At 53.5% G+C, this 24,077-nt stretch carries 19 protein-coding genes; 7 read left to right on the plus strand and 12 right to left on the minus strand.

Features of this window, described 5'->3' with window-relative positions; genetic code table 11:
* Positions 1 to 10: 10 nt before the first annotated feature.
* The 3 genes from AB8846_RS03660 to AB8846_RS03670 form a co-directional block, all read right to left on the minus strand.
* Positions 11 to 898, minus strand: a complete 888-nt coding sequence (locus AB8846_RS03660) for a hypothetical protein (protein WP_370732061.1) — start codon at positions 896 to 898, stop codon at positions 11 to 13.
* A complete protein-coding gene (locus AB8846_RS03665) occupies positions 888 to 2,504 on the minus strand; it encodes an AAA family ATPase (protein ID WP_370732062.1) in 1,617 nt (538 codons plus the stop codon). The genes AB8846_RS03660 and AB8846_RS03665 overlap by 11 nt, the downstream gene beginning before the upstream one ends.
* A 120-nt stretch (positions 2,505 to 2,624) precedes the next feature.
* A complete protein-coding gene (locus tag AB8846_RS03670) occupies positions 2,625 to 4,085 on the minus strand; it encodes an ATP-dependent endonuclease (RefSeq protein WP_370732063.1) in 1,461 nt (486 codons plus the stop codon).
* A 491-nt stretch (positions 4,086 to 4,576) separates the two neighbouring features.
* Here AB8846_RS03670 and AB8846_RS03675 point away from each other — a divergent pair, with 491 nt between their 5' ends.
* From AB8846_RS03675 to dsbG, 6 genes are all read left to right on the plus strand, one after another.
* Entirely contained in the window at positions 4,577 to 4,996 is a 420-nt protein-coding gene (locus tag AB8846_RS03675; protein ID WP_370732064.1) for a hypothetical protein, read from the plus strand.
* A 5-nt stretch (positions 4,997 to 5,001) separates the two neighbouring features.
* A complete protein-coding gene (locus tag AB8846_RS03680; protein WP_080277788.1) occupies positions 5,002 to 5,562 on the plus strand; it encodes an RNA polymerase sigma factor in 561 nt (186 codons plus the stop codon).
* Between the two features lie 87 nt (positions 5,563 to 5,649).
* Positions 5,650 to 6,021 (plus strand): hypothetical protein, encoded by a 372-nt coding sequence (locus AB8846_RS03685; protein ID WP_045356147.1) that lies wholly within the window; start codon positions 5,650 to 5,652, stop codon positions 6,019 to 6,021.
* 47 nt (positions 6,022 to 6,068) lie between these two features.
* A complete protein-coding gene (locus tag AB8846_RS03690) occupies positions 6,069 to 8,093 on the plus strand; it encodes a protein-disulfide reductase DsbD family protein (protein ID WP_370732065.1) in 2,025 nt (674 codons plus the stop codon).
* A 7-nt stretch (positions 8,094 to 8,100) separates the two neighbouring features.
* Complete coding sequence (locus AB8846_RS03695) at positions 8,101 to 8,712, plus strand: DsbA family protein (RefSeq protein WP_370732066.1); 612 nt, start codon at positions 8,101 to 8,103, stop codon at positions 8,710 to 8,712.
* Between the two features lie 41 nt (positions 8,713 to 8,753).
* Positions 8,754 to 9,512 (plus strand): thiol:disulfide interchange protein DsbG, encoded by a 759-nt coding sequence (gene dsbG, locus AB8846_RS03700; protein WP_370732067.1) that lies wholly within the window; start codon positions 8,754 to 8,756, stop codon positions 9,510 to 9,512.
* Between the two features lie 39 nt (positions 9,513 to 9,551).
* On the opposite strand, the gene AB8846_RS03705 is transcribed toward dsbG, so the two are convergent.
* The 9 genes from AB8846_RS03705 to AB8846_RS03745 form a co-directional block, all read right to left on the minus strand.
* Positions 9,552 to 10,844 carry a glycoside hydrolase family 10 protein gene (locus AB8846_RS03705; protein ID WP_370732068.1) on the minus strand — a complete coding sequence of 431 codons (1,293 nt, stop codon included), beginning with the start codon at positions 10,842 to 10,844 and terminating at the stop codon, positions 9,552 to 9,554.
* A 7-nt stretch (positions 10,845 to 10,851) separates the two neighbouring features.
* Positions 10,852 to 11,139, minus strand: coding sequence for a VF530 family DNA-binding protein (locus tag AB8846_RS03710; protein ID WP_063142730.1), 288 nt, complete (start codon positions 11,137 to 11,139; stop codon positions 10,852 to 10,854).
* 94 nt (positions 11,140 to 11,233) lie between these two features.
* Positions 11,234 to 13,405, minus strand: a complete 2,172-nt coding sequence (locus AB8846_RS03715; protein WP_370732070.1) for a glycoside hydrolase family 2 TIM barrel-domain containing protein — start codon at positions 13,403 to 13,405, stop codon at positions 11,234 to 11,236.
* Positions 13,395 to 16,073 carry a response regulator gene (locus AB8846_RS03720; protein ID WP_370732071.1) on the minus strand — a complete coding sequence of 893 codons (2,679 nt, stop codon included), beginning with the start codon at positions 16,071 to 16,073 and terminating at the stop codon, positions 13,395 to 13,397. Before AB8846_RS03720 ends, AB8846_RS03715 begins: the two co-directional genes overlap by 11 nt.
* An 11-nt stretch (positions 16,074 to 16,084) precedes the next feature.
* Positions 16,085 to 16,510: a globin gene (locus AB8846_RS03725; RefSeq protein ID WP_063142733.1), complete on the minus strand. Its 426-nt coding sequence runs from the start codon at positions 16,508 to 16,510 to the stop codon at positions 16,085 to 16,087.
* Positions 16,507 to 17,901, minus strand: coding sequence for a DUF3131 domain-containing protein (locus tag AB8846_RS03730; protein ID WP_370732072.1), 1,395 nt, complete (start codon positions 17,899 to 17,901; stop codon positions 16,507 to 16,509). Before AB8846_RS03730 ends, AB8846_RS03725 begins: the two co-directional genes overlap by 4 nt.
* A complete protein-coding gene (locus tag AB8846_RS03735) occupies positions 17,886 to 19,433 on the minus strand; it encodes a DUF3131 domain-containing protein (protein WP_063142735.1) in 1,548 nt (515 codons plus the stop codon). Before AB8846_RS03735 ends, AB8846_RS03730 begins: the two co-directional genes overlap by 16 nt.
* On the minus strand, positions 19,430 to 20,761 hold the full coding sequence (locus tag AB8846_RS03740; protein WP_370732073.1) for a DUF3131 domain-containing protein: 1,332 nt from the start codon (positions 20,759 to 20,761) through the stop codon (positions 19,430 to 19,432). The genes AB8846_RS03735 and AB8846_RS03740 overlap by 4 nt, the downstream gene beginning before the upstream one ends.
* Positions 20,758 to 22,575 (minus strand): glycosyltransferase, encoded by a 1,818-nt coding sequence (locus AB8846_RS03745; RefSeq protein ID WP_370732074.1) that lies wholly within the window; start codon positions 22,573 to 22,575, stop codon positions 20,758 to 20,760. The genes AB8846_RS03740 and AB8846_RS03745 overlap by 4 nt, the downstream gene beginning before the upstream one ends.
* Positions 22,576 to 22,856: 281 nt before the next feature.
* Between AB8846_RS03745 and opgC the strand changes: the two genes are divergently transcribed.
* On the plus strand, positions 22,857 to 24,074 hold the full coding sequence (gene opgC / locus AB8846_RS03750) for an OpgC domain-containing protein (protein ID WP_370732075.1): 1,218 nt from the start codon (positions 22,857 to 22,859) through the stop codon (positions 24,072 to 24,074).
* Positions 24,075 to 24,077: the final 3 nt, after the last annotated feature.

Raw genomic sequence — 24,077 nt, forward strand, 5'->3', positions numbered from 1 at the left:
GAGTAGCTCGCTATGCAGGGGAGGTTAAATAATTTAAGTCTGTAATTATTGAGTAAGTCGCCATGAAATTTTCGTTGTTTGATATGATGGAATTCAGGACGACTCCACGCCACGAAAATTTATTTTCATCTTCATATTCCTCTCTCAAAAAAGACAATACGGAATGCTCGTTATTTAACCTTGTGATTCTTTTTCGGACTTTATTAACCCAATACGAAAAATCCTCTCTTATAATTAACCCATTTCTAATTCCCATTTCCATTTTACGCACATGCCAGTTTACAACGCTTTTAATATTGTCATCTAAGTCAGGATGGGCTTGTAGATTTAAAATATAAGCATTGGAATTTGAAAATAACTCTATTTTTACAAAATAAAGTTCCATCTCTAAACCATTTTTAAAATGCTCATCGAAAAATGGGTGAAGAAATCTCTCTGTTGATGAGTTTATTCTCTTGTTGAGTTTTTTGAAGTTGCAATCTCCGCAAGAAGGTACTAAATTCCAAACATTAAGGCTTAACTCACAAAAGGTATCTTTATCAAAGTAATGATCTAATGTTGAGCAGACGCCTTGTCCACAATAGGGGCATTTAATATTTTTGTAAGAATCTCGCATTACTGCAATGTATTTACATTCAACGTATTTCTTGCTTGAATTATACAGGGTGATTAAGGGTTTTTTAATCATTGAGTAATTTGTAACGCTTGCCGAATAATCATGCGATTGTTCGAATTCAGAAATTAATCTTTCATTATCCGATATAAACTCCTGCCAGTTATTAGCATCATTTAGAAAGCTTTTTAAACGGCCTCTTCTGTTATTTTTAACACTTTCCAATAAATTTCTAATTGTGATTCCATTTAGTAAGACTACCTCAGTTGGGGGTTTAATTTTCATTTAATCTGTCCGCAATTGATAAAAGTATCTCGCGATTTAATATGTTGTCCAAGGAATTCATTAACTCTTTTTTATTTTTGTATTTCTTGGCTACCTTTCGTAAAGTTGAATCGAAAAGACTGCTTTCTTCTTTCGTGTTAAATATATAATTGCTTATGATTTGTAAGTTACAAGAATAACTTTCAATTTCAGGGTTGTATACAACTATTTTGTTTTTGTTGTTTATGTTTTCAAAGATATTTACGCCTGTGCGGGGTATTTCTCGTGCTAAATGTAAAGAATGCGTTGCTATTATGCAAATTGAGTTTGTTTCTAATAAACATTGCGTTAATATTTTAATTGCCTGTGAGATGAAATTAGGATGCAGGAAGTTTTCTAATTCATCGATAAATATAAGGCTATTATTTTGAATGGAACTTAAAATACAGGATATTATTAATATAAAGTTGTCTTGACCGGAGCTTAATTTAATCTTTTTTCCATCTCGTACTAAAAAAACGCTTGAAACAATAGGTTCGTAATCCTCATTTATTTTTCGTTGATGTTTAATTATGCTTGATAATTCATTAAGTGATATAAAGGATGATAAATCACCATCAAGACCAACAATTGAGCAGTTTATATTTTTCGTAATTGCATCATCTAAGATTTTAAGAGTGCTAAAAGGAAGTTCCTCTGTAACTTCTCGCTTTATCATTTCATTAATAAGGCTGGTTAAATCAAACGATTCAACACCTTCACTTATATTGAATTTTTTGGTTCGCAAAGTTGAAAAATATTCATAATCATCATCGTAGTAATCATGTTTAATATTTCTAAGCCTTTGTAAGGCTTTATATGTGGAAGGATAGTTATCATTAACCGTGTTAGAGATCATTATTATTTTATTGATGTTATCAGAGAGTTCTTGGTTTTTTCCTCTCAGATAGCATTCGATTATTTTTTCGATGCTGTAACTTTTCCCTGAGCCGTTTTTACCAATGAATATATTCACTGGCATTCTCTCAATTATTTCATGCATAAACTTAAGCTTGATTTTTTTGTTATCTTCGATACTTGGCAGGTCAATCACCAAATCATCAAGAGAAGTTTTTTTTACATATTCCTTTTTGTTTTCTGAAAAAAGAAAATTAACGCCTTTAGCAAAGGCGTATCTACTCCTGTTGTGTAATAACAACATGTTCTTAGCGGAATTGCTGGCATGGTTAAAGATCCCTTTTTTTTCCATTACACCCAAATCAAATAATTGAGTTAATAATCTTTTCGCGTATGCCTTATTGTAGTTAGCTGCGAGTTTGTAATATGACTCATCCGAAATAACTTGAGTGAATATGGATGATTTGTTTTCCCTTGTGAGTTTTATATTTAGTAATTTATGATAATTATTTTTTATGTCTAATAGCGTTTCGTCGTTTAAAAAAACACGCGTAAAATCATTGTAATAATCGATGTTGTATTTGGTGACTATAGCAATGTCGCAAAAATATATCCCTTTTTCTTTTTCGTTTTTTAAAATTAAAAACCTTCCAGTCACCTTATTTTCTTTACTAATTTTAAAGTTGCTAAAGTTCTTATGAAATTGATCTTGGTTGGTGATATATAACACAAAACCTCCAGTTGTAATACGCATAGAACGCAGAAGTTTAAGAGCTTAGAAAGAAGTGAGCCGATTATGTCTAATACTATATCTGATTTTAGCTCACTCCTCTTTAATATTATTAAGGTCTTATATGAAGTTAACCATTTCATCAATTGATTGTTTAAGTTCTGCTAAAGTATATCTATTAGACTGCATGGTAACATTCTCTGGATGATGAATGTGGTTTCTTATAAAAGACTGTAATGTTGTACTTCTGGGTTGCTGCGGAATTCCGTTTTTTTCTTGAATCCATTGCTTAGAATACGCTAGGCCTTTTGAGAGTAACCACTGATCTACACTACCAATATTAGCAAGGCCATTTTTTTCTTGCAGATAACCATATAATTCATTATGTAAATCAACTGTAGGCAAGTCATATGCTCTATAACTAATTTCACCCCAAGATGGGCTCCATGGAAACATAGGAGAAGTCGTTGCAGTTGAGATGCTATTTCTATTATTTATTTTTTTAAAGATAAATAAACCGGTATTTTTTAGAAGAGGTGATGATAATATGAAAGGAGAATGTGTTGTTACAAATACTTGCTTCGTTCTCGATATTAACATTAAGGCATCAAGAAGTTTTTTTTGACCAGAAGGATGTAAACATATTTCTGGCTCATCTATGAAAAGATAAAATGGCTTAGACACCGGAGCATTGAGAACATTCGACATCAGGTTTGCATAAACCTGAAGAAGGGACAATGCAACAGCTCTCTGCATCCCATGCCCTTTTTCACCCATAGGAACTGCAACACCATCATCAATTATAATACTTGCAGTTTTGAAAAAGTTTTCAATTTGCAATTCATCAAATACGAAAGAAATATTGGCTGGGCCAAATTGTGATGAAAAAATGCTTTGTATTGAGGCTTCAACCTGAGCGATTTTTGTTCTTAATTGTGACGAAGAATTGTTGAACAGTCCATGATAGCTTTGCTGAAAAAGTTTATACTCTGGTGTGTTAACATGTCCAAGTGCTATTTCTTTTAAAAGAGAACCACAAATTGTTGATGCACCAAACTTAGACTCATCACTTGGATTTGTATCAGCCCATATGAAATTGTTGTCATAAAACTTTTTAAAGGGTGCGTCAATTCCAGATGTATTTGTATATACATTGTTTGTGCTATCCCAAAAATTTATTTTTTTTATGTCTTCAGGGGCGTTTTCATCCCATGATCTTTTCACCTTAAAATACTCGCCATTACCATTTAAATGGATAAAATTTGTAAAGGAACGAACTTTGTTAGGTTGTATATGGGCATTTACACATCCGCTAACATTCCCAGTATATGAAACTTCAACTGAAAAAGATGTTAAGGTTACGTGAGGATTCGATTTGTTTAAAAGTGATCTGGGTTCTTTTTTAGTGCTGTCTTTAATAAAGTCAAGAGCCTCAAATATGGTTGATTTCCCCGAGTTGTTTTCTCCAACAAATATATTTAATCCACTGCCATCTGTGTTCATGTCGGGAATATTAAAGTCTATTTTGTGCTTGCCGTGATAGCCTTTGAAGTTTTCAATTTCTAATGATTTTATAAACATATTACATCCTTTGTATGCTGTTAAGACTTAAGTGAAATAACTGTGTTTACCTCAGGAGACTCGAGGATTTGAAGGTTTTTCTTAAGTGTTTTTATTAAACTAACGTTATGGTTTTATATGGGCAATCTATACTGCAAGGGACTTTTATGCCTGTCAACTACCTAAAAAGTAAGTTTTCAATGTTTAGGCTAATTATTTGAATGAATAATTGAACACCTTTTCCACGCCTTTTCTTGTGGCAATGGGGAGCATTATGCGGATGTGATTTTTAATTAATGCATGAATTTCATGTGGTTAAGGTGTATTAATGCTTCGTAAAGGATCCTTGCTTCTCCTTTGTGCGACCTTGCATTTGTTGGGGCTGTAATTCGTATGCATGGTAAAATATGCTGCGCTTGCAAAATTTTTCATTCACCCCAGCAATATTTCCCTTCCTCATCCGTCTACCTCATCACAAGCCATAATCAGTTACTGTAAATGAGGTAAACACCATGAGAGATTTTGAAATGCACGGCAGAGGTCACGGGCGCGGATTTGGTCGCCACCATATGGGCAAGGGCTTAGTCATCGGCGCGGTGATTTTCATCGTGCTCGGCCTGCTGGTGATGACCCTGTGGAACGCCTTGCTTCCGGCCATCCTCGGCGTTAAGGCCATTGGATTCTGGCAGGCGCTGGGCATTCTGGTGCTGAGCCGTATTCTGTTTGGCGGGTTAGGTTTCCGCCCGGGGATGTTTGGCGCGCACCGCCGGATGCACGAGCGCTGGATGAACATGACGCCGGAGCAGCGCGAGGCATTCATTCAGCAGCGACGCGAAGGGTTTGGTCGCCACGGCCGCGGCCACTGCGGCTGGCATGGTCATCGTGACGATAAGCGCGATGACGCCACGCCAAAAGCGCCGGAAGCAGAGTGAGCGAAATGAAAGCCGGGGAGGCGGGCGGATCCATGCTGATGTCGGCGCTCAATGCCTGCCGCGCCCGGCTGACAGCCTTCATTCGCGGGCGGACGTCCGTCCGCGATGATGCCGACGACATTTTGCAGGAAGTGACGTATCAGCTGATGAAAGTGGAGCAGCCGGTCGAAAACGTCGCCGCCTGGCTGTTCCGCGCGGCGCGTAACGAGATGACCGACCGGGCGCGTAAAAAGCGCGAGGTTTCGCTCTCCGGCTATTTTACGGGCGAAGACGAAGAGGGTTTCCCGGAGGACGAGCTGGCCGAAACCCTGTTCGGCGTGCCGCACACGCCGGAAGAGGAGTATCTCAAAACGCTGCTGTGGGAAGAGCTGGGGCAGGCGCTGTCTGAACTGCCGCCGCCGCAGAGGGAGGTGTTTGAAAAGACCGAACTCCACGGCTACAGCATTAAAATGTTGGCAGAGGAGACGGGCGCCAGCGAGCAGGCGCTGTTATCCCGCAAGCACAAGGCGGTGCTGTTTCTCCGCACGCGGCTGCGGGACGTCTACGACGCGCTGACGGGCGAATAGCGGCGACAGACAAAACCTTACACTTCCGACACTTGTAGATTCATCACTATCGTTTATGATCGGGGCGTCTTGTCACTCTGGAATGTTATGCGCAACCGTCAGCTCCTCGGAAAATGGCTTTTGATCGTCACCTGTCTCGCGATGGCGCTTTGCCTCGTGCAGCGTGCGGTGATGCTCAACCATTTTTTACAGGGACTGGATCCGCAAATTTCTCTGAGCGCAGATGCCCCGGCTCAAAGCAGCAGCACCGAACAACCCGGCCCGTCGCCCTGCCAACTTGGCGCACACTCGCTGCTTTGCGCCCAGCCGCTGTTCTTCGACGGCGCGCTGCCGGCCATTATCATCTTCTTCGCGCTGCTGCAGCTGTTTACGCAAGGGCGGGCATTGGCTCCCGCAGAACAGCCCGTTCAGGCGCCGCCTCCCCGAATACACCTTAAAAACTGCGTTTTTCGTGAATGAAAATCATCGTCCTCACACGATAATTTTCACTGTTCACGGAGTAAAACATGGTTAACCTCTTCAGGGGATTCGTCTTCCTGTGGCTGTCCTGCATTGGCATTGTCCATGCGGCGGACACAGGCTGGCAGGTTTCCCCACAAAACGATCACGCCCGCACCCGCTTTCAGGCGGAGAGGGAGCAAACGCACGTTAAAGGCCTGCTCACCGTTGAGCTGAAGCCCGGCTGGAAAACCTACTGGCGATCGCCGGGCGAGGGGGGCGTGGCGCCGAAAATCAGCTGGCCCGAAGGCGTGACGGATAGCTGGTCCTGGCCGGTCCCGTCGCGCTTCGATATCTCCGGCATGACGACGCAGGGCTATCACGATAAGGTCACTATCCCGATCGCGCTCGATGGGGTGAAGGGCGACACGCTCGACGGAACGCTCACGCTCTCGACGTGCAGTAACGTCTGCCTGCTGACGGACTACCCGCTGCATCTCGATTTTACCCAGCCGGTGGATGAGGGCTTCCGTAGCCAGTTCGAGCAGGCGATGCGCGCCGTGCCCGGTACGTCTGGCGTATCCACGGATCTCTCCGCCTGGCTCTCTGGCGACAAGCTGGTGATTACCGGCACGACGGACGGGAAGTGGGATAATCCGGGGATCTACTTTGACCCGCTGGAGGGCGACATTCTTCCCGGCGAGCCGGTCATTAAACACGACGGCAATACCCTTCGGGTGACGGTACCCGTGACCGATGAATGGGGCGATAAACCCGCCTCGCTGGAAGGCAAAGCGCTGTCGTTTGTGCTGACCAGCGGCGGTCAAGCGCAGCAAACCTCACTCACCGTTGGCGCGACGCCGACAGCGCCCTCCGCGCCTGATGGGACGGGCAAAATGGTGCTCTTTGCGCTGCTGGGCGGGCTGATCCTCAACCTGATGCCCTGCGTGCTGCCGGTCATGGGGATGAAGCTTAACAGCATCCTGCTGGCGGGATCGGACAGGCACGCGATCAGGCTGCGCTTTCTGGCTACCAGCGCCGGGATCCTCACCTCCTTTATGCTGCTTGCGGGGATGGTGACCGCGCTGAAGCTGGCCGGAGCGTCGCTTGGGTGGGGCATTCAGTTTCAGAACCCGTGGTTTATTGGCCTGATGGTCGCCGTCACCTTCCTGTTTGCGCTGAACCTGTTTGGCGTGTTTGAGATGCTGCTGCCTTCCGCCGCCACGGGACGGCTGGCGACGGCAGGAGGAGCGGGGATTGGCGGCAGCTTCTGCGAAGGAATGTTCGCCACGCTGCTGGCGACGCCGTGCTCCGCGCCGTTCCTCGGTACCGCGGTCGCCTTTGCCCTTGGCGCGCCGCTGCACGCCCTGTGGCTCATCTTCCTGATGCTCGGCGTGGGCATGAGCCTGCCGTGGCTGTTTGTCGCCCTGGTGCCCAAAACGGCCTTGCTGCTGCCGAAACCCGGCCGCTGGATGAACACGCTCAAAGCTATCCTGGGCCTGATGATGCTGGCCTCCAGCCTCTGGCTGGCAACATTGTTGAGCGTGCATCTGGGCGAGGCGGTCAGCCAGATCGTTATGCTGGTGCTGATCGCCGTCGCGCTGGCGCTGTTCGCGCTGAAGGGGCAAAAATCCTCACCTCTGTTCTGGCTCGTGATCGTCGTGCTGTCGGCATTCGGCGGGTATCAGGCGCGCGGGCTGCTTAACGCGCCGCCTGATGCGCCGGAGCAAAATACCGCGCAGGCCATCCCGTGGCAGCCGCTCAGCGAGGAAGCCATCGGGCAGGCGCTGGCGCAGGGAAAACGGGTGTTTGTGGATATCTCTGCCGACTGGTGCGTGACCTGTAAGGTGAACGAGCATCGGGTACTGAATCAGCCGGACGTTATTGCCGCCCTGCGCCAGCCGGACGTGGTGGCCCTGCGCGGAGACTGGAGCCAGCCGTCCGCGTTTATTGCGGACTTTCTGGCGAAGCGAAACCGCTACGCCATTCCGTTTAACGCGGTTTATGGCCCCGGCCTGCCTGATGGCGAAATCCTCTCGCCGCTGCTGGACAAGCGCACCCTGGCCACCACCCTGAACAACGCAAAAGGCTAACCGTATTATGAAAAAACTCCTTATTACGCTTCTGCTTCTGCTGGCCCCGGTTCAGGTGTTCGCGGCCCAGCCGCTGACGCCGGACCAGGAGCAGCGTGCGCAAAAAACGATCGCTGATTTCCTGTTTAACGATCCGAACTCCCCGCGCATCGGCGCGAAAAACCCAAAGCTCACCCTGGTGGTATTTACCGACTACAACTGCCCGTACTGTAAAAAATTCGATCCGTACCTGGAGAAGATTGTCCAAAAATACCCGGACGTCGCGGTGGTCTTTAAGTTTTTACCTTTCCGCTCGGAAAGCTCGCTGACCGCCGCGCGTGATGCGTTAACGCTCTGGCGTCAGGATCCCGGGCAGTTTATGAAGCTGAACCATACCCTGATGGCCAGGAAGGGGTACCACGATGACGCCAGCATTCAGGAGGCGCAGAAGCGGGCGGGCGTGAGCGTCGCGACGCCGGACGATGAGAGTTTGCTGACGATCAAGCGCAGCCTGATCGTCGCGGAAAAAATGGGGATCCAGGGCACGCCCGCCACGCTAATCGGCGAGGGATTGCTGCCCGGCTGGGTACCTTTTGAACAGTTCGACGAAATGGTCAGTGACGCACTGAAAAAACGCTAACCTGAAGGGGGCGTAATGCCCCCGAAAAACCGGAGAGGGAAATGAAAAAATTACTGTTACTTTCGGCGCTGGCGACGTCAGGGCTGGTACAGGCGGCTGAAGCCATACCGGAGGTGGTGAAGCACTTCGGCGAGCAGCAGAACATTAAAATCATTAAGAAGCTGGATGCACCCGGCGGCGCACCGGCCTGGCTTGGGCAATATCAGGACATGGGCGTCACGCTGTTTTTAACCCCGGACGGCAAGCACGTCATCTCGGGTTATCTCTATGATGACAAAGGGAAGAATCTCAGCGAGGGCTATTTCCAGAAAGAGATCTACGCCCCGATGGGACGCGAGATGTGGAAGAACCTCAACGCGGCGCATCCTCTAAAGGAAGGGGCGGATAACGCTCCGCGTAAAGTGTTCGTTTTCGCCGATCCGTTCTGCCCGTACTGCAAGCAGTTCTGGGCCGAAGCGCAGCCGTGGGTGAAGGCGGGCAAGGTTCAGCTCAACACGCTGCTGGTGGCGTTTCTCAACCCCAACAGCGGACGTAACGCCGCCGCGATCCTGAATGCGAAAGATCCGGTTTCGGCCTGGCGCGAATACGAGCTTTCCGGTGGGAAAAAGTTACCTAAGCCTGACGGCGAGGCTTCCCGTGAAACGGTAGCGATCCTGCAGAAGCACCAGACGCTGATGGACAGCCTGGGCGCTAACGCCACGCCGGCCATTTACTATCTGAATGCGGAAAATGAGCTGCAGCAGGTGGTCGGTATGCCGGATGCGCAGCAGCTTGAGGCGATGTTCGGGCCGAAGCCGTAAAAAACAGGCAGAAACGGGGCGTTTCTGCCTGATAGTCACCTAGCTTCCCCAGCGTCCTTTCAGGTAGTTCACCGCCTGCTGCGTCTGCGGCTGGTTCAGGTAATCTTCCCTGAACAGGATGGTGCCATTCACGTTGGGCAGCGAATCGTTGAGATCGAGCTGTTTTTTCAGCTCCGGCACGCCGCCCTGAACCGTCCAGTCCGGCTCATTTTTCGACGGCTCTCCCACCTTGTAGAACGCAATGCCGATATACAGGCGAGTGTGGGTTGGCTTCACGACGTCGGCCCACCATTTGGTCAGCACGTCGTAGCGCGCGGCATCCCGCGAGAAGGGCCAGTAAATCTGCGGAGCGATGTAGTCCAGCAGACCCTGCTGCACCCACTGACGCGTATCGGCGTAGGATTCATCATAGGCCGCGGCGCCGCGGGTATCGGAGCCTGCCGGGTCAAAGGAGCGGTTACGCCACACGCCCGCCGGGCTGACGCCAAACTCAACGTCGGGCTTGGTCTGTTTGATCGCGCGGGAAACCTGGACGATCAGCTGCTGCGTGTTGTGTCTGCGCCAGTCGGCCTTTGAGGCAAATCCCTGGCCGTACTGCCGCCAGGTCTGTGCGTCATTGAGCGCTGAACCAGGCGTTTCAGTATAGAAGTAATCGTCAAACTGCACGCCGTCTACCGCGTAGTTCGCTACCACTTCGGTCACCACCCGGGTGATCCAGTCCCGCACTTCCGGAATACCGGGGTCGAGCACAAAGCGATCGCCGGAGACGCGCACCCACTCAGGGTGCTGGACGTAGACGCTGGACGGGCTCTGATAGGACGTCCGGTTCAGGGCGGCGATGGTTGACGGTTTAGTGTTGGTCGACACGCGGTACGGGTTGAACCAGGCATGGACCTTCATGCCGCGCTTGTGCGCTTCGTCCAGCATAAACTGCAGCGGATCGTATCCCGGATACTCGCCGATATTGCCCGTCAGCATATCCGACCACGGTAAAATTTTGGATGACCAGAGCGCCGTGCTGTCCGGCTTCACCTGGAAAAACACCGTGTTAATGCCGAGGTGCTTAAGGTTGTCGAGCTTGTTGGTCAGCGCCTGTTTTTGCATCGCGATGCGCTGGTCAGCGCTGCGGCCGTTCACCGAGGCCACCGGCGGCCAGTCGAGACGAGAGACGGTCGCCAGCCAAATCCCGCGCATTGGCTCATTTGCCTGCTGCGTCGGTTTGCTCGCGGTGGGGAGAGGGGTAACCAGTGATTTGGGTGGTTTTGAGGAGCAGCTCACAAGTAAAAGCGCGCAGGCAGCCAGCGCACCAATCCGTTTTACGTGTCGCGTCATTTGCGTATTAGCTCTTGATAATCCGACTGTTGGCCCAGGGATTAAAGGCGGGCTCCGCCTGTTCAGTGCTCACCTCATCGTGGAGGGAGTCCAGATACAGGGCTTCCACTTCCGCACGCGCCCACGGGGTGCGCCGCAGAAATTTCAGGCTCGATTTAACGCTGGGATCTTTTCTGAAACAGTTAATTTTGATTCGGTCACCCAGCTCGCTCCAGCCATATTTCGCCACCAGGGCGTTGACCATCATCTCCAGCGTTACGCCATGCAAAGGATCTTTGGAAATATGTGCAGTCATAGGTGTCCGGATATCTCAATGTTTGTGGGGGCAGGGTTACCGGTGAAAGGGTACAAGAAAGCAGGGGAAGCGGCAATTTTCCTTTTCCCCTTGCTTACCTTATGACGGACTCAGTGCGCTGATTTTCACCGACCTTTTTTCCCGCTTTGTTTTCAATCGTAAACGTAATCGACACCTCATCCTGGCCCACGGGCGTGGCCGTCAGCGTTTTGACCATCGTTCCCGAGTCCGCTGCGATCGTCATCGTCATCGTGCCCTTTGTCAGCACCTTATCGCGCTGGGTGATGCGCCAGGTCAGACGGCACTCGCTGCACGGTTTCCAGGTGTCGTTGATGGCCCAAAGGCGTACGGTCGCCGCCGTGCCGGATTTCCACTGTGGGGTGAGCGGTTCAATGGACGGCAGAACCGGCTGGTACGCGCGTTTTAACGCGTAAAAACCGGCTTTGGGCTTGCGCAGGTAGTCCACCACGCCCCAGTTGATGGAGGGCCAGGTCTCCACAAACATGAAGTGGAACAGGGCCGTCACCGGCTGGTAGCGCTGTCGGCGATAGCTCTCGGCCGCCGTGGCTACCAGCCGCGCCTGATACGCCTGGGTATTGCGGATCATCTCCTGAATGTTATTCCCGCGCGGGATACCGGCAAATTTAAACGTCTGGAAGGGCTGAAAATTATGGTATTTCCAGACGGCCCAGCCGGGATCGTCGGCGGCGGTGGTTTTTGGCCAGAGATGCACTGCCGGGATGATGGTTTGTAGCGTGGACAAGCGGGGAAGCGCCTGCGCGCCAAACTCGGTGATGATCCCCGTTTTGGCCGGCGTCAACAGGTCGCGTACGGTACCGAAATACCAGCCCGCCCAGTAGTGCTCTTCAACGGCGGAAAAGCGATGCACGATGCGGGAGGTATCTTCGGCAAGCGTGTCCGCCACCTGCTGCGTGAGCTCGCGGTTCAGGTTTTTGTTCCAGTCGGGGAAGCGTTTTTCCATCCAGGGTGAGTTCCAGGGCGGTTCGTTATGGCCGCCCCAGACGATGATGGCGGGGGAGTTGCCAAACTGTTCGAGCATCTCCCGCGTCTGTCGCACCGCGTTTTTCGTAAAGACGTCGCTACTGTCGTAGCCCCACTGCAGCGGAACATCCTGCCAGATCAGCATGCCCATCTCATCGGCAACATCATAAAGCGCGCGCCCTGCGACGTGTCCGTGCACGCGTATGGCGTTGGCGTTCATGGCTTCTACCAGACGAAGATCGCGACGATATTTTTCTCGGGTCATGGTGCCGAGCCAGGGGGAGCCGATGTAATTACTGCCCTTAATGAAAAGTCGCCTGTCGTTAATGAGCCAGCCTTTATTATCGGGCTGCTCAACGATCTTGCGCAGTCCGGTGCGGGTGAGCGCCGTATCCATTAACCCGTTTTCATCCCGTAATGAGACGCGAACCGTATACAGGTGGGGTTTCCCGGTGCCGACGGGCCACCACAATTTTGCCGCCGGCATGGGCAGCGTCACCTGCGCGGAATGGGCGCCGCTTTCGAGGGTAAGCGGAAAGTCTGCCTGGAAGCGTTTGCCGCTGAAATTGGCTGGGGTGGCGGTGAGTCGCGCGATAGCCTGTCCTTTACCGAGCGCGCGATAGCGAATCTCAGCCTTCAATGCAGGGCTTTTCAGCCCCTGCGACCAGTCGGGACGAAGGATGACCTCATCAAGGGTGGCTCCCCGGCTAAGATGCAGCCTGACCGGTCCCCAGATGCCGCCAGAGTTGGCGTCCTGTCCTTCTGGCGACCAGGCACCTCCGGGACGCGTGTCGTGCTGATTAAGAATCCCCTTCATGGCCGTTTTATGCAGGGGCCAGGTTGTATGCGGATCTTCATAAGGGCTATCCACCCGGAGCACGAGCTGGTTGTGACGTTGTAACGCGGGGCTGGCATCCAGCGAAAAGCGCTGAAAATAGCCCTCGTGCTTGCCCAGCGGCTGGCCGTTCAGCGTGACATCGGCCAGGTAATCGACGCCGTCAAACACCAGGGTGCTCATCACATCGGGCGGCTGAGCGGGTAGCGTAAAAGCGTGCTTATACCACAGCGCGCCCTGGTGATCGTACCCGGCGCTGTACCAGTTGGCAGGAACTTTCAGCCCGCGCCAGCCTGACGTGGGAGGATGCGTGCTGTCATTGGCGTCCTGAACCTGCCAGGTACCCGCAAGCGACCAGCTTACCGGCGCTGATGTCGCCACCATTGTGGGGAGAAACAGGGCAAAGAGCAGCGTGCAGTTACGAGTCATGAGTAACGTTTACCCCGCGCGCGTTGAGCCATGCCGCCAGGCGCAGCGATTCCTTGTGAAGTTGTTCATTCAGCGCCGCAAGCTGTTGCCCCTCCAGCGTATGCGCTTCGCTCTCCAGCGCCTGCAGCTGTTGCGCGAGTGCCCTGAAGTCCAGCGTAATGGCTTCTCCGCGCAGCTTATGGGCCGTGCGGCGCAGCGCTTCGCGATCGTTGCTGTCGATAGCCCGGGTGATGGCTTTCATGGCTTCAGCCAGCCCGTCGCCAAACAGGGCCAGCAGTTCCTGTACCAGGTCAGGATCGTCAGCGCACTGTTTCAGCAGGCGTGCTTCATCCGGGAAGGCGGAGGGGGCATCATGGTTCGGGAGCACGCGAGCAATCTCCTCAGCGAGACGCTCCTGGCTGATGGGTTTGGCAATGTAGCCGTCGAATCCCATGTTAAGGCAGCGCTCTTTATCCCCCTGCATGGCGTGTGCGGTCATGGCGACGGTGGGCTGCGTCGGTCCGGGCCGAGACCGTTCCTCCTCGCGAAGCAGGCGAATGGCGGTCTCGCCGTCCATTTCGGGCATCTGAAGGTCGATCAGCAAAACGTCCCATACGCCCGCGCGCCAGCGTTCAAGCAGCGCGACGCCGTTGTCGACAATCTGACAGCTATGACCGAGGCGTTCAAGCAGGCGCGCGGCGACCTTCTGATTGACCAGATTATCCTCAGCCAGCAGGATCCGTAACCCCGTTTCGCCCGGCGAGACGAGAGGCGACGGTGTGGTTTCCCCCGCGAGCTTCGGCGCACGTTCAAACGCTGCGGCAATCGCCTGATGCAGCTCGTCCTGCGCAATAGGCTTATGCAGATAGTTTTTGATGCCGATCCGCTTCAGCATATTGATATCAAAATGTCGGCTCATGGAGCTCAGCATGATGATATGGCTATCAGAAATCTGCGGCAGAACCGAAAGCTCAAGGGCCAGAGACACGCCGTCCATTTCCGGCATCTGCGCGTCCAGCAGGATCAGCGGCCACGCTGTGCCCGCTTTAACCCGATTAATGGCCTCGCTGGCTTTGTTGACGCAGGTGGGTTTCAGCCCCATCTGGCTAAGCATAGCGGCCAGCAGCCGCAGATTGGTCTCGTTATCATCGACCACCAGCACAGGTTCCCCGTTAAAGCGATCGCTATGCGGGCGTTCCTCCGGCGTAAGAAACTGTGTCGCAAGCGGCAGCGAAAACGAAAATTCGCTGCCTTTCCCCGGCTCGCTTGACACCGTTAACTCGCCGCCCATGGCCGCAACCAGCCGCGCCGAGATGGTTAACCCGAGCCCCGTGCCGCCGTAGCGGCGGGTGGTTGAGTTATCCGCCTGGCTGAAGGCTTCAAAAATGGCCTTCTGCTTATCTGTCGGAATGCCAATTCCGCTGTCGCGCACCCGAAAACGCCAGCGATCCGCGCTTTCGCCCGGCTCAACAATCAGGATGACTTCTCCCTGATGGGTAAATTTCAGTGCGTTACCTAGCAGATTGGTCAGGATTTGACGCAGCCGGGCGCCATCGATCGTCAGCACGTCGGGCACGTCGGGTGCGATATCAACCAGAAGCTCAATGCCTTTTTCGCTCGCGCCCGGCATATGCGGGCGAATAAGCGACTGGACGAAGGGGCGGACGGGGACGGGCTCTGTCTCCAGCTCGACTTTGCCGGCTTCAATGCGGGAGAAGTCGAGAATATCGTTGATGATATGCAGCAAAGACTGGGCGGAACTCATCACCAGCGTCAGATAATCGCGCTGATCGGCGCTGAGCGCAGTATCAAGACAGAGCTGGGTCATGCCAATAATGCCGTTCATCGGGGTGCGAATTTCATGGCTCATATTCGCCAGAAACGCGCTTTTCGCCTCGTTGGCCTTCCTCGCGTCCTGGGCGGCATTGATGGCCAGTATTTCTGCTTCTTTGCGACGCGTAATATCCTGCAGCGTGCCAATGACGCGTTCGGCGTTTCCTTCGATGGAGAGCGTAACCACCTGCCCGGACAGCATCATCCAGCGCAATCCTTCGGTTGGGTGATGAACGCGGATCTCGCATTCAAAGACCGGTCGATGATCCTGTTTCGAGGCGTGCAGCGCCTTGCGCAGCGCACCGCGATCCTCTTCGTGAACCTGGTTGAGCAACAAACGCACCGGATATCGCCACTGCGTCCGCGACTGGCCCAGCATGGAAAGCAGGGTGTCGTTGACCTGTAAGCTGTCGCCAGAAATCTGCCAGTCCCAGATCCCAATGTGAATGGATTCCGCCGTCAGCAGAAAATCGTCATGCAGCTGGTGGCGCGCCCGCTGCGCTTCATCCAGCTCCGTGATATCGCTGTGCAGGCTAACAATGCCGCCGTCCGCAAGGCGCTGATGCTGAACGAAGATACGGCGATGGCCGGCCTGCCGCACTTCACAGTGCTTATCCTGACGACAGTTGCGTATGACCGACTCGCGCAGCGTCTGGCGAAGACCGGGATCGACGTTGTAAACGGCGTCGATAAAGCGTTCCGCCAGCGCGTCAAGCGTTGTTCCCACCTTCAGCCATGGGGTGATGACCGGATAAAAAAGGGCCACGTTGTGATTCCAGGCCTGCAGTCGTTCGTCTCGGTCATAAATCATGACGGCGGCGGGCAGTGCGTTAAGATCGTAGGTGAATGCGTTCATCGTGATCCTCCCTACGCGCGGTAGTGCAGTTCTGCCTGTCGGCGCAGATATTCCAGCCCGGGCGCGATCGCCATAGCCCAGGCCGTCAGGATCTCATCGTCGCACTGCGGATCGCGCTGGCTCACCGTGTTCAGCATGGCTTCGCGCCAGAGCGCGAAAAATCGCGGGGGGAGATGCAGACCGTCGTCGCTTTGCTCCCGCGCCAGGCGCTCGAGAAAATCAGGCACGATTAATGCGCCGTCTACCGCAAGCATGGCGAAGAAACTTTTAAACAGGGTCTGCTGACCCTCCCGATCCGGCAGGCGAGAAAAATGCTGCTCCGTCTCGGGTGACATATGGACGAAGGCGTCATAGAACGTCTGAAAAAACGCTGTTTTGTCATTATCCGGAAATACGCGGTTCAAACTGGATTCAAACAGATCGCGGTAAAACTTCACGGCGTCCTCCTTACGGCGCTTTCGCCCGGTAGACAGTGCCCGACTGGCGTATATTCATCTGCCACACGGCGCGTAAAGTAGGTCTCTTTCTTCGACCGGCGGGCGTCAAACAGGGGCCCGGCGTTGTGTTTAAAGAAAAGGGCTTCCAGAACCGTGGCATTGGTGGAAAGGGTCAGGGAGGCGTTGGTATCGCCCGTGGCTTCAAGGCGGCCTTCGTACCAGCCTCTTAGCGGATCGTGAAGGTGCTCGGTGACCGACATCAGTACGTCGGTATACGGGGTGTCCCACAAGACCCACAGCGCAAAGACCGCTTTTGTCGATACCTGCGCGAAGCGGGTGTAATCCCGACCATCGTCGCCGACGGAGTTCCAGGCATAGCCATTTCCCCAGACGGTATCCTGAATATGCCAGGGGGCCTGAGGGAGCGAGAAATCCGCTCTGGCCGTCAGGATCTTCTCGGTCTCCCAGCGCGTTTTCTGGGTCAGCCAGACGTTTTCCGCCTGCTTGCGCAGACGCTTTTGCAGATCGGCCACCACCCCTTCTGGCTCCCAGCCAAACTCCAGGCCCGGCAGCATATAGGGAAGGGTGGTAATCAGGGAGGGCTGCCACGTGGTGCGCGGATCCCGGGCATCGACGGCCAGACGCCGCTGGGCGATGATGACGTGGTGCGCAGGGGGCGCAAACGCTTTATCCGGGGAAAATCCCCACAGATGAAACGCCGTCGCGGCGTATTCGCTTTCGCCCAGACGCAGCTCTTCCCGGACCACCGGCTGACCGTTTTGCAGGGAGGACGACCACAGCTCGCCTTCGCCATCAATGACCGGGCAGAAATTCCAGCGCAGAATGATTTTATCCAGGTACTCGCTGTACTGTGGCTCCCGCTCAGCGGTGAGGCGCAGGGCGAGCATCAGGCGAGCCATGTCGCGTGCGGACCAGCCATTTTTGACGGGGATGCCGCTAAAATCGACCAGCGCCGCCGTCTGGCTGGAATAAAGCCGCCCTGGCGTCCGAGCCTCGGTCAGCGTCAGGCGGTTGAGGGTGCCCATCAGCCGCGTCAGGCGGGCGTCATACTCGGCCTCATCAATCAGCCCCAGCTCTTTTGCCGCCAGCATGGCGATAAGCGTATCGCCCATTTGCCAGAGCGTAACGCGGGGCTGTTTGTCGCTCCCGTTGACCAGCCCGGTTTGCGGCTGCGTATTATTGACGAAATAGCGCCAGGCGATCGCCGCCCATTTCTGTTCTTCCGGCGTCAGGGCAGAGATACGCGCGCTGGAGTGCCAGCCGCCGGCGATCAGCCAGCGCCAGCCGGCACCCTGATGGCCAAACAGAGCGAATATGACCACGCCTGCGAGGAGTAATCCCGCGAGCCCTCTGGCTATGGTTTTAAGCATTGCGCAGTCACCGGAGGCAGTTTAACCGGCTCGTCCGCGCTGCATGAGGCGCACTGACAGGCCTGGCAGGCGGGTTTGGTGCGCTGCGTGACGCCGGTCCGGTCGCACCAGCTTTTTACGGCCGGCGTGCTGGTCAGGAAAGGGCGGCTACGAAGCGCGTTATTCTCTTCAAACTGATCGAGCAGTTTTTGATCCCAAAGAGACGGGGCAAAATCCTTGCTCTTCGGGTTGTCGGTGTTGAAGGCCAGCAGTTTCCCCTCTTTTTTGAACAACAGGGCTTCCAGCATGATGCCGTTATTGTTCGCGGTGAACTCTTTGATCGGCCCGTCACCGTTTTCATACAGCCCTTCGTAGTAGCCTTTTCCCTCTTCGTTGGCATTCTCAATGGTGTTGAGCAGGCGGTCGGTATAAGGCGAGTTCCACAGGACCCACATTCCCAGCGCCGCCTTCAGTGAAATTGCTGCAGCGTTAGGAACGAACTGGCCCTTGTCGGTGATCGTGTTCCAGTTGTACCCGTCGCTGAAGACGGTGTCATAGACGAAGTAAGGGGCTTTATCGAGCTGGTGCTCAGAGCGCGCGGTGAGCACGCCGGTGATGGTATAGCGGTTCTCCTGAGCCTGATAAACGCGGTCGGCAAAGTTTTTCATCCAGGCCTGGGAGTAGTCGCGCGGGGCGTTATCGCGATCGGTCGGCTTATCGAAGCCGAACTCCAGCCCGTAGAGCAGGTAGGATTCCGTCACGACGTAGTTATGCTGAGACGTATTGCGCGGGTCGCGTGAATCATACGGGACCAGCACGCAGTAGATTTCGGCCAGCTCGTACGGCTGCGGGCGGCTGGCTTTACAGGTATTGAACCCCCAAAGCTGGTAGCCCGCTGCACCGTACTCTTCATAGCCCAGCCGGCCTTCCTGAACATACTTCGGTTGACCGTTTTCGAGATAGGCGCCGTACAGCGTGCCGCAGGGGTCGATCGCATGGCTGAAATCCCAGCCGAGCACCACGTTATCAACGCTGTTGCCGTATTCCGGGTAGCGCTCTTTGATGATTTTCAGCCAGACCAGCATTCGCCCAATGTCCAGGGCCGAGAAGCCTATTTCGCCGGGCTTGTTGGTATAGTCCACCTTCTGGCCGCTGATGGTGTTATAGGCTTTGTTGGGCAACTCATTACGGAACAGCACAAGGGTGTTCAACGTGGCGAGGAATTTCAGCATCCGGCGGTCGAACTCGGCTTTATCTATGATACCCAGCTCACGCGCTGCCGTCATGGCGGCGATATAGGACGCGCTGTCCCACATGGTGGTGGAAGGATATTTGTTGACCGCATTCACCAGCCCCGTCGTGGGCTGATAGTTGGAGACAAAATACTGCCAGGCGTTTTTCGCAATGGTCATCTCTCTAGCCGTCAGCTCACCGCTGCGCGGGGAGTAACTTGATGCAGGCAGCCCGGTTTCCGCACGCACGGTCGAGAGCGCCAGCCAGCAGATCGTTATTCCCGTGAGCAGGTGGAAAAGGATCGAAGATCTTGGCTTCATGGCGTTGCTCCTGCAGCAGTAGATGAATGGGAGGGCACGTTGAGGCAGGCCAGACAGAGCATCTGGCCGTGCGCGATGTAGGACAAACTTTCCAGCACAATGGCGTTGGTGTCTGCGTCCACGACGCCATTGACGCTGTTATTAAGGTTGAAACCGCGCTGCCAGCCTTTACCCGGCACCAGAAGCGGCAGAACCTGCTGGCGTAGCGCTTCACTCCAGCCGTTGCGGAACAGGGCATACCAGGCAAACGCGGTGCGGGTTGAGGCGATCGCCACCTTCTCCGGTATCTCTTCGCGCAGGGCGCGCGCCTGAATTGGCTGCCTGTTGGGCAGATCGTTAACATAATCCGGCGCCGGTTCGGCGTAATCGGTGCTGACTGGCGGCTTTGGCGTGCGCAGGCTATGGCGCCGCTGCTGAATCTGCATAATCCGCCACGCGATTTCAGCGCTTTGTGCGTCAAAGCCAAGCTCAAGGCCGGTTAATAAATAGGGGAGACTGATTAGGGAGGTCTGCTTGCCCCAGGGCGTGCGCAGCCCTTCATCGGGAACCATGATCCCATCCAGGTCGATCATCTTTTGCCCTTCAGGCGGATTGGTGACCGCCAGTCCCGCCGCGCTGTCAATCAAGCGCAGCGTATGGCTGGCATAGAGCCGGTAGCCAAAGCTGTCTCGCTGCTCGTCGACAGCCAGCGTCCAGTGATGGAGCGGTACCGCTGCCTGGCTTTGGGTGTTGTTTTCCATCAGCGCGCCGGTGCGCCAGACGCTAAACAGATCGCGGATTGCGGCTGCGTGCTGAGGATAGCGCCACAGAATGGTCTGAAGCGCCGTCAGCAGACGACTCAGCCCAATTGCGGAGGCGTCTGGTTTCCCCAGAATTTTAAGGGTGTCCGCATGGTAATACGCGGCAGGGAGGCCTTGTTCATTGAGCGGCAGCTGCCCCAGCGTGAACAGGGCCGTGCTGACCCTCTCGTCAAACTCATCGCTGGAAATGATATTGAGCTGCTCTGCGGCAGCGGTCGCAAACAGATAGCTCCCTACGCTCCAGAGGCTCAGCCAGGGCTCTCCGTCGCTGGCATTCGACAGACCATTTGGCTGGGTATTGTTCACATAGTATTGCCAGGCCACCCGCGCCCAGATGGCCTCTTCATAGGTCAGCTCGCGTTTCGCGGGCAGCGGCGGGAAGTCTTTACTGAGCGCGATGCCGCCGCTGCTTTCCACGCGCGAAGGCATTTGTTTCTCAACCCAGACCACAATGGCAAAGCCAAGCAGGAACCCCAGCAGAATAGTGAGATAACTGCGCGCGGAAAGCAGGGCATCACGTATTCTCATTGGGTGACCTCATCTTCTTCGGCGGGCGTCCACATGGCCGCGAAAATCAGCGGCAGCATGGCGGCGATGTTTACCCCTCCCCAGAAAATATTGATGACGTAGCCCGAAGGATCGTCGACCTGGCCGCGTGCAACCTGAATCCCTCCCCAGATAAGCCCAGCCAGGGTCAGCACCACGATGGCAATCTGCGGCTTCACCAGATAGAGAAAACGGCCCGTCTGCCTCTCTTTTGGCGTGACGTGAAATTTGATCTGTTCGCCCCGAAGCACCGTATTGAGCGCGCGCAGGTTCATGGAAAAGAAGGAGAGGTAGGAGGCCCTGCCGTCCCAGGCCGAAATCCCCCATGTCCCGAACATAAAGGCCAGTTCGGAGAAAATAAAAAAGGGGAGAAAATGGAGATAGAACGGCGTCGACCAGGCAGATACCGGCGGAATGCCGGTGAACAGATAAATAATGGGTGAAATCAAAAACACCGTGTTCCATACGCAGGCCATATAAGACCAGAAGGTCGTGGCATACATCAGCGTCTGGGGGAGTGAAAGCCTGAAGCGGCGACGGCTGAAGATGTTGTCATGGAACAAAATATCCAGCGAACCTGCGGCGTATTTAAAGCGCTGGATCATCCAGGTCAGCATATCCTGCGGAGAGAGCATCTTCGACTCAACGCGCGGGTGCATGACCGAGCGCCAGCGTCTTGCGGCGTCACCGTGCAGCAGCACCGAGGTGTAAATATCTTCGGAGACGTGGAATTTGTAGGGCGTTAACTCAGTGTCAAATGCCACGTGCGGGCGCATCGCCTCCTGTAGCGCGCTCCGCGTTTCGTCATCGCGGATGTCGCGGGTATGGCGATGGATCTCCTCTTCGACGGACCAGACGTAGCTTCGCAGCGCGGCCTGCATCACGGCCTCGCGACGGTGGATGGACGCCGCGCCGCAGCAGAATGCCGCGTTGGCCCAGTTGCGCCGCCGCAGGATCACGTCATAGAACATGCGCGGATCGTTAAAAAACGGGTCACGGCCAATCGTGACCGGCCCCACGAATTTTTGTATCAGCCAGCCCAGGCCATAGCCCACTTTTCCCGCTTTCCGCTGGCCCCAGCGTGAAAGGCTTTCACCTTCCGGGAGATCGAAGAACCATTGAGGCGTCTGCACCCATGCCACGTCAGGGTCGCGGAAATAGCCCAGCGTATGGCTGAGAAGGGTGGGAAATACCCGGGTATCGGCGTCGCAGATGACAATAAAATCGCCGTCAGTTTGCTCAAGGCCATTGCGCAGATTACCGGCCTTAAAGCCGATGTTGGTCTGGCGACTGATGTAATTGACGCCTTCCTCATCGCAAACGGCTTTCATCTCCGGGCGACGGCCGTCATCGAGGACGTGGATCCGGTAGTCAATCGGATATGGGTAATCCATATTCAGGGCATCGCGAATGGACAGCCTGACCAGCTCGGTATCTTCGGAGTAGGTGGCAATAAACAGATCCACCTTAACGGGACGGGGCTCTACGGCCTCCTCATGTGACAGGCAGTCGTTAATCTCGCTCGGGGGCGGATTCTGGGGGGGATCCTGTTCTTTCCATAAATTGATGGTAAACAGCACGGTACCGATCCAGGCCAGGGTTTCGGCGAGGACCAGCGGTATGGCGTACCATAACGCGTCCGTGTTCAGGGAGGCGGTCCAGCGCCAGTAAATATAATTTGCGCCCAGAATAAGCGCCGCGACCGCTAACACCTGCCAGGTCATCATTACCCAGCGCGGCGTTTTCAACGGTTCCGGAGGTCGACGATGTTCAAAACGGGAAAAATAAAAATCCATAGTTCCGGCGTTCCTGATTCCGTGAAAATGCAGACCCATTCTGCTGCGAAGGCAGTTGCCAGAAGGCCAAAGAAAATAGCGATTAAACAAGATTTAAGGTAAGTGTATAACGCCGAATAAAAGTGTCCAGCCACGTTTATTACTATTATTTACCGTTGGTTAATTGTGATTAAATTCTGCTTAATCCTTCTTATCTGCCCGCGATAAATTGCGGTTACTATTCCTTTAGGCTATCTACTTTATTTAGACGTTAATTTTCGTTTGCAGGCAAAGGACACCCTATGAGCCATATTGCGCCGTCGATCGCGCAAGAAGATATAGCAAAATCAACATCATGTCGGTATGCCGTTGCAGGCGCTCGGGACCTGAGAATCGACTTTATGCGCGGAATTGCTCTCGTCATGATGGTCGTTGCGCATACTGAAGTGATGTCGGTATTTAATATATTTTCCTGGGAGCGTTTCGGGTTGACCACAGGTGCTGAAGGGTTTGTCATTCTCTCGGGATTTATGCTGGGTATGTTGAATCGCGCTCGCCTGCAAAAAGTCGTATTACTCACGGTTTCATGGGGGCTTTATCTCAGGGCGTGGAAAATATATCGTGTAAATATCATTATCATAGTGTCATTTATTCTTCTGGCATATGTCCCGCATATTAATCTTTTCGAGGTTACTCATTTTACCGATCGCTTTTCGGGTGAAAGCTGGTCGCTTTATCCAGTCACGCCACAAATAAAAGAGACCTGGTTCAACATTATCCTCTATTTGCAGATTGGCCCCCATCAGACGCAAATTCTGGGGCTGTATATCTTTTTGCTGCTCTTCAGCCCGCTATTTTTGGGGATGCTACAGAAGGGTAAAGTCTGGTGGATGCTGGGGCTGTCGCTGCTGGTGTACAGCCTGTGGCAGCGGTGGCCGCTCCGGTTGACGCCGTCGGAATTTGAATTCGCCTTTCCGCTGCTCGCCTGGCAGTTCATCTTTGTTCTGGGCATGGCCAGCGGCTGGTATAAAGCCGAACTGATCTCTTTCGCACGCACGCCGGCAGGTAAAGTGGTGGTGGTTGCGCTGGTGATGGTGGCGCTCATTCTGGGGTTCGTCGCACAGAACCATACCAACCCGTTTATGCCCCCCGCGCTGCTGATGCACGTGATTCCGCCTGACAGCTTCAATACCTTTTATCACACCTGGGCGGCGAAAAATGGGCTGGGCCCGGTGCGGGTGTTAAACGATATCGCCCTGATGGTCACCGTCTATCTGGTGCTGACCTGGTGCTGGGGGCCGCTCAACCGCCTGCTGGGATGGTTCCTGATCCCGCTAGGCCAGCACTCGCTATATACCTTTATTTTGCATGTGTACGTGGTGCTGCTGGTGAGTCAGTTCATCACCTTCGATTTGTGGCGTCATGCCTGGATAGAAAATACGGTAGTGCATGCTGCGGCACTGGGCATTTTGTGGCTCATGGCAAAATACAACGTCGCCGCACGCTGGATACCTAACTAAGGA

Origin of the sequence: Enterobacter sp. KB-221C9, from assembly GCF_041320715.1 — a bacterium.
Classification (GTDB): domain Bacteria; phylum Pseudomonadota; class Gammaproteobacteria; order Enterobacterales; family Enterobacteriaceae; genus Enterobacter; species Enterobacter asburiae_D.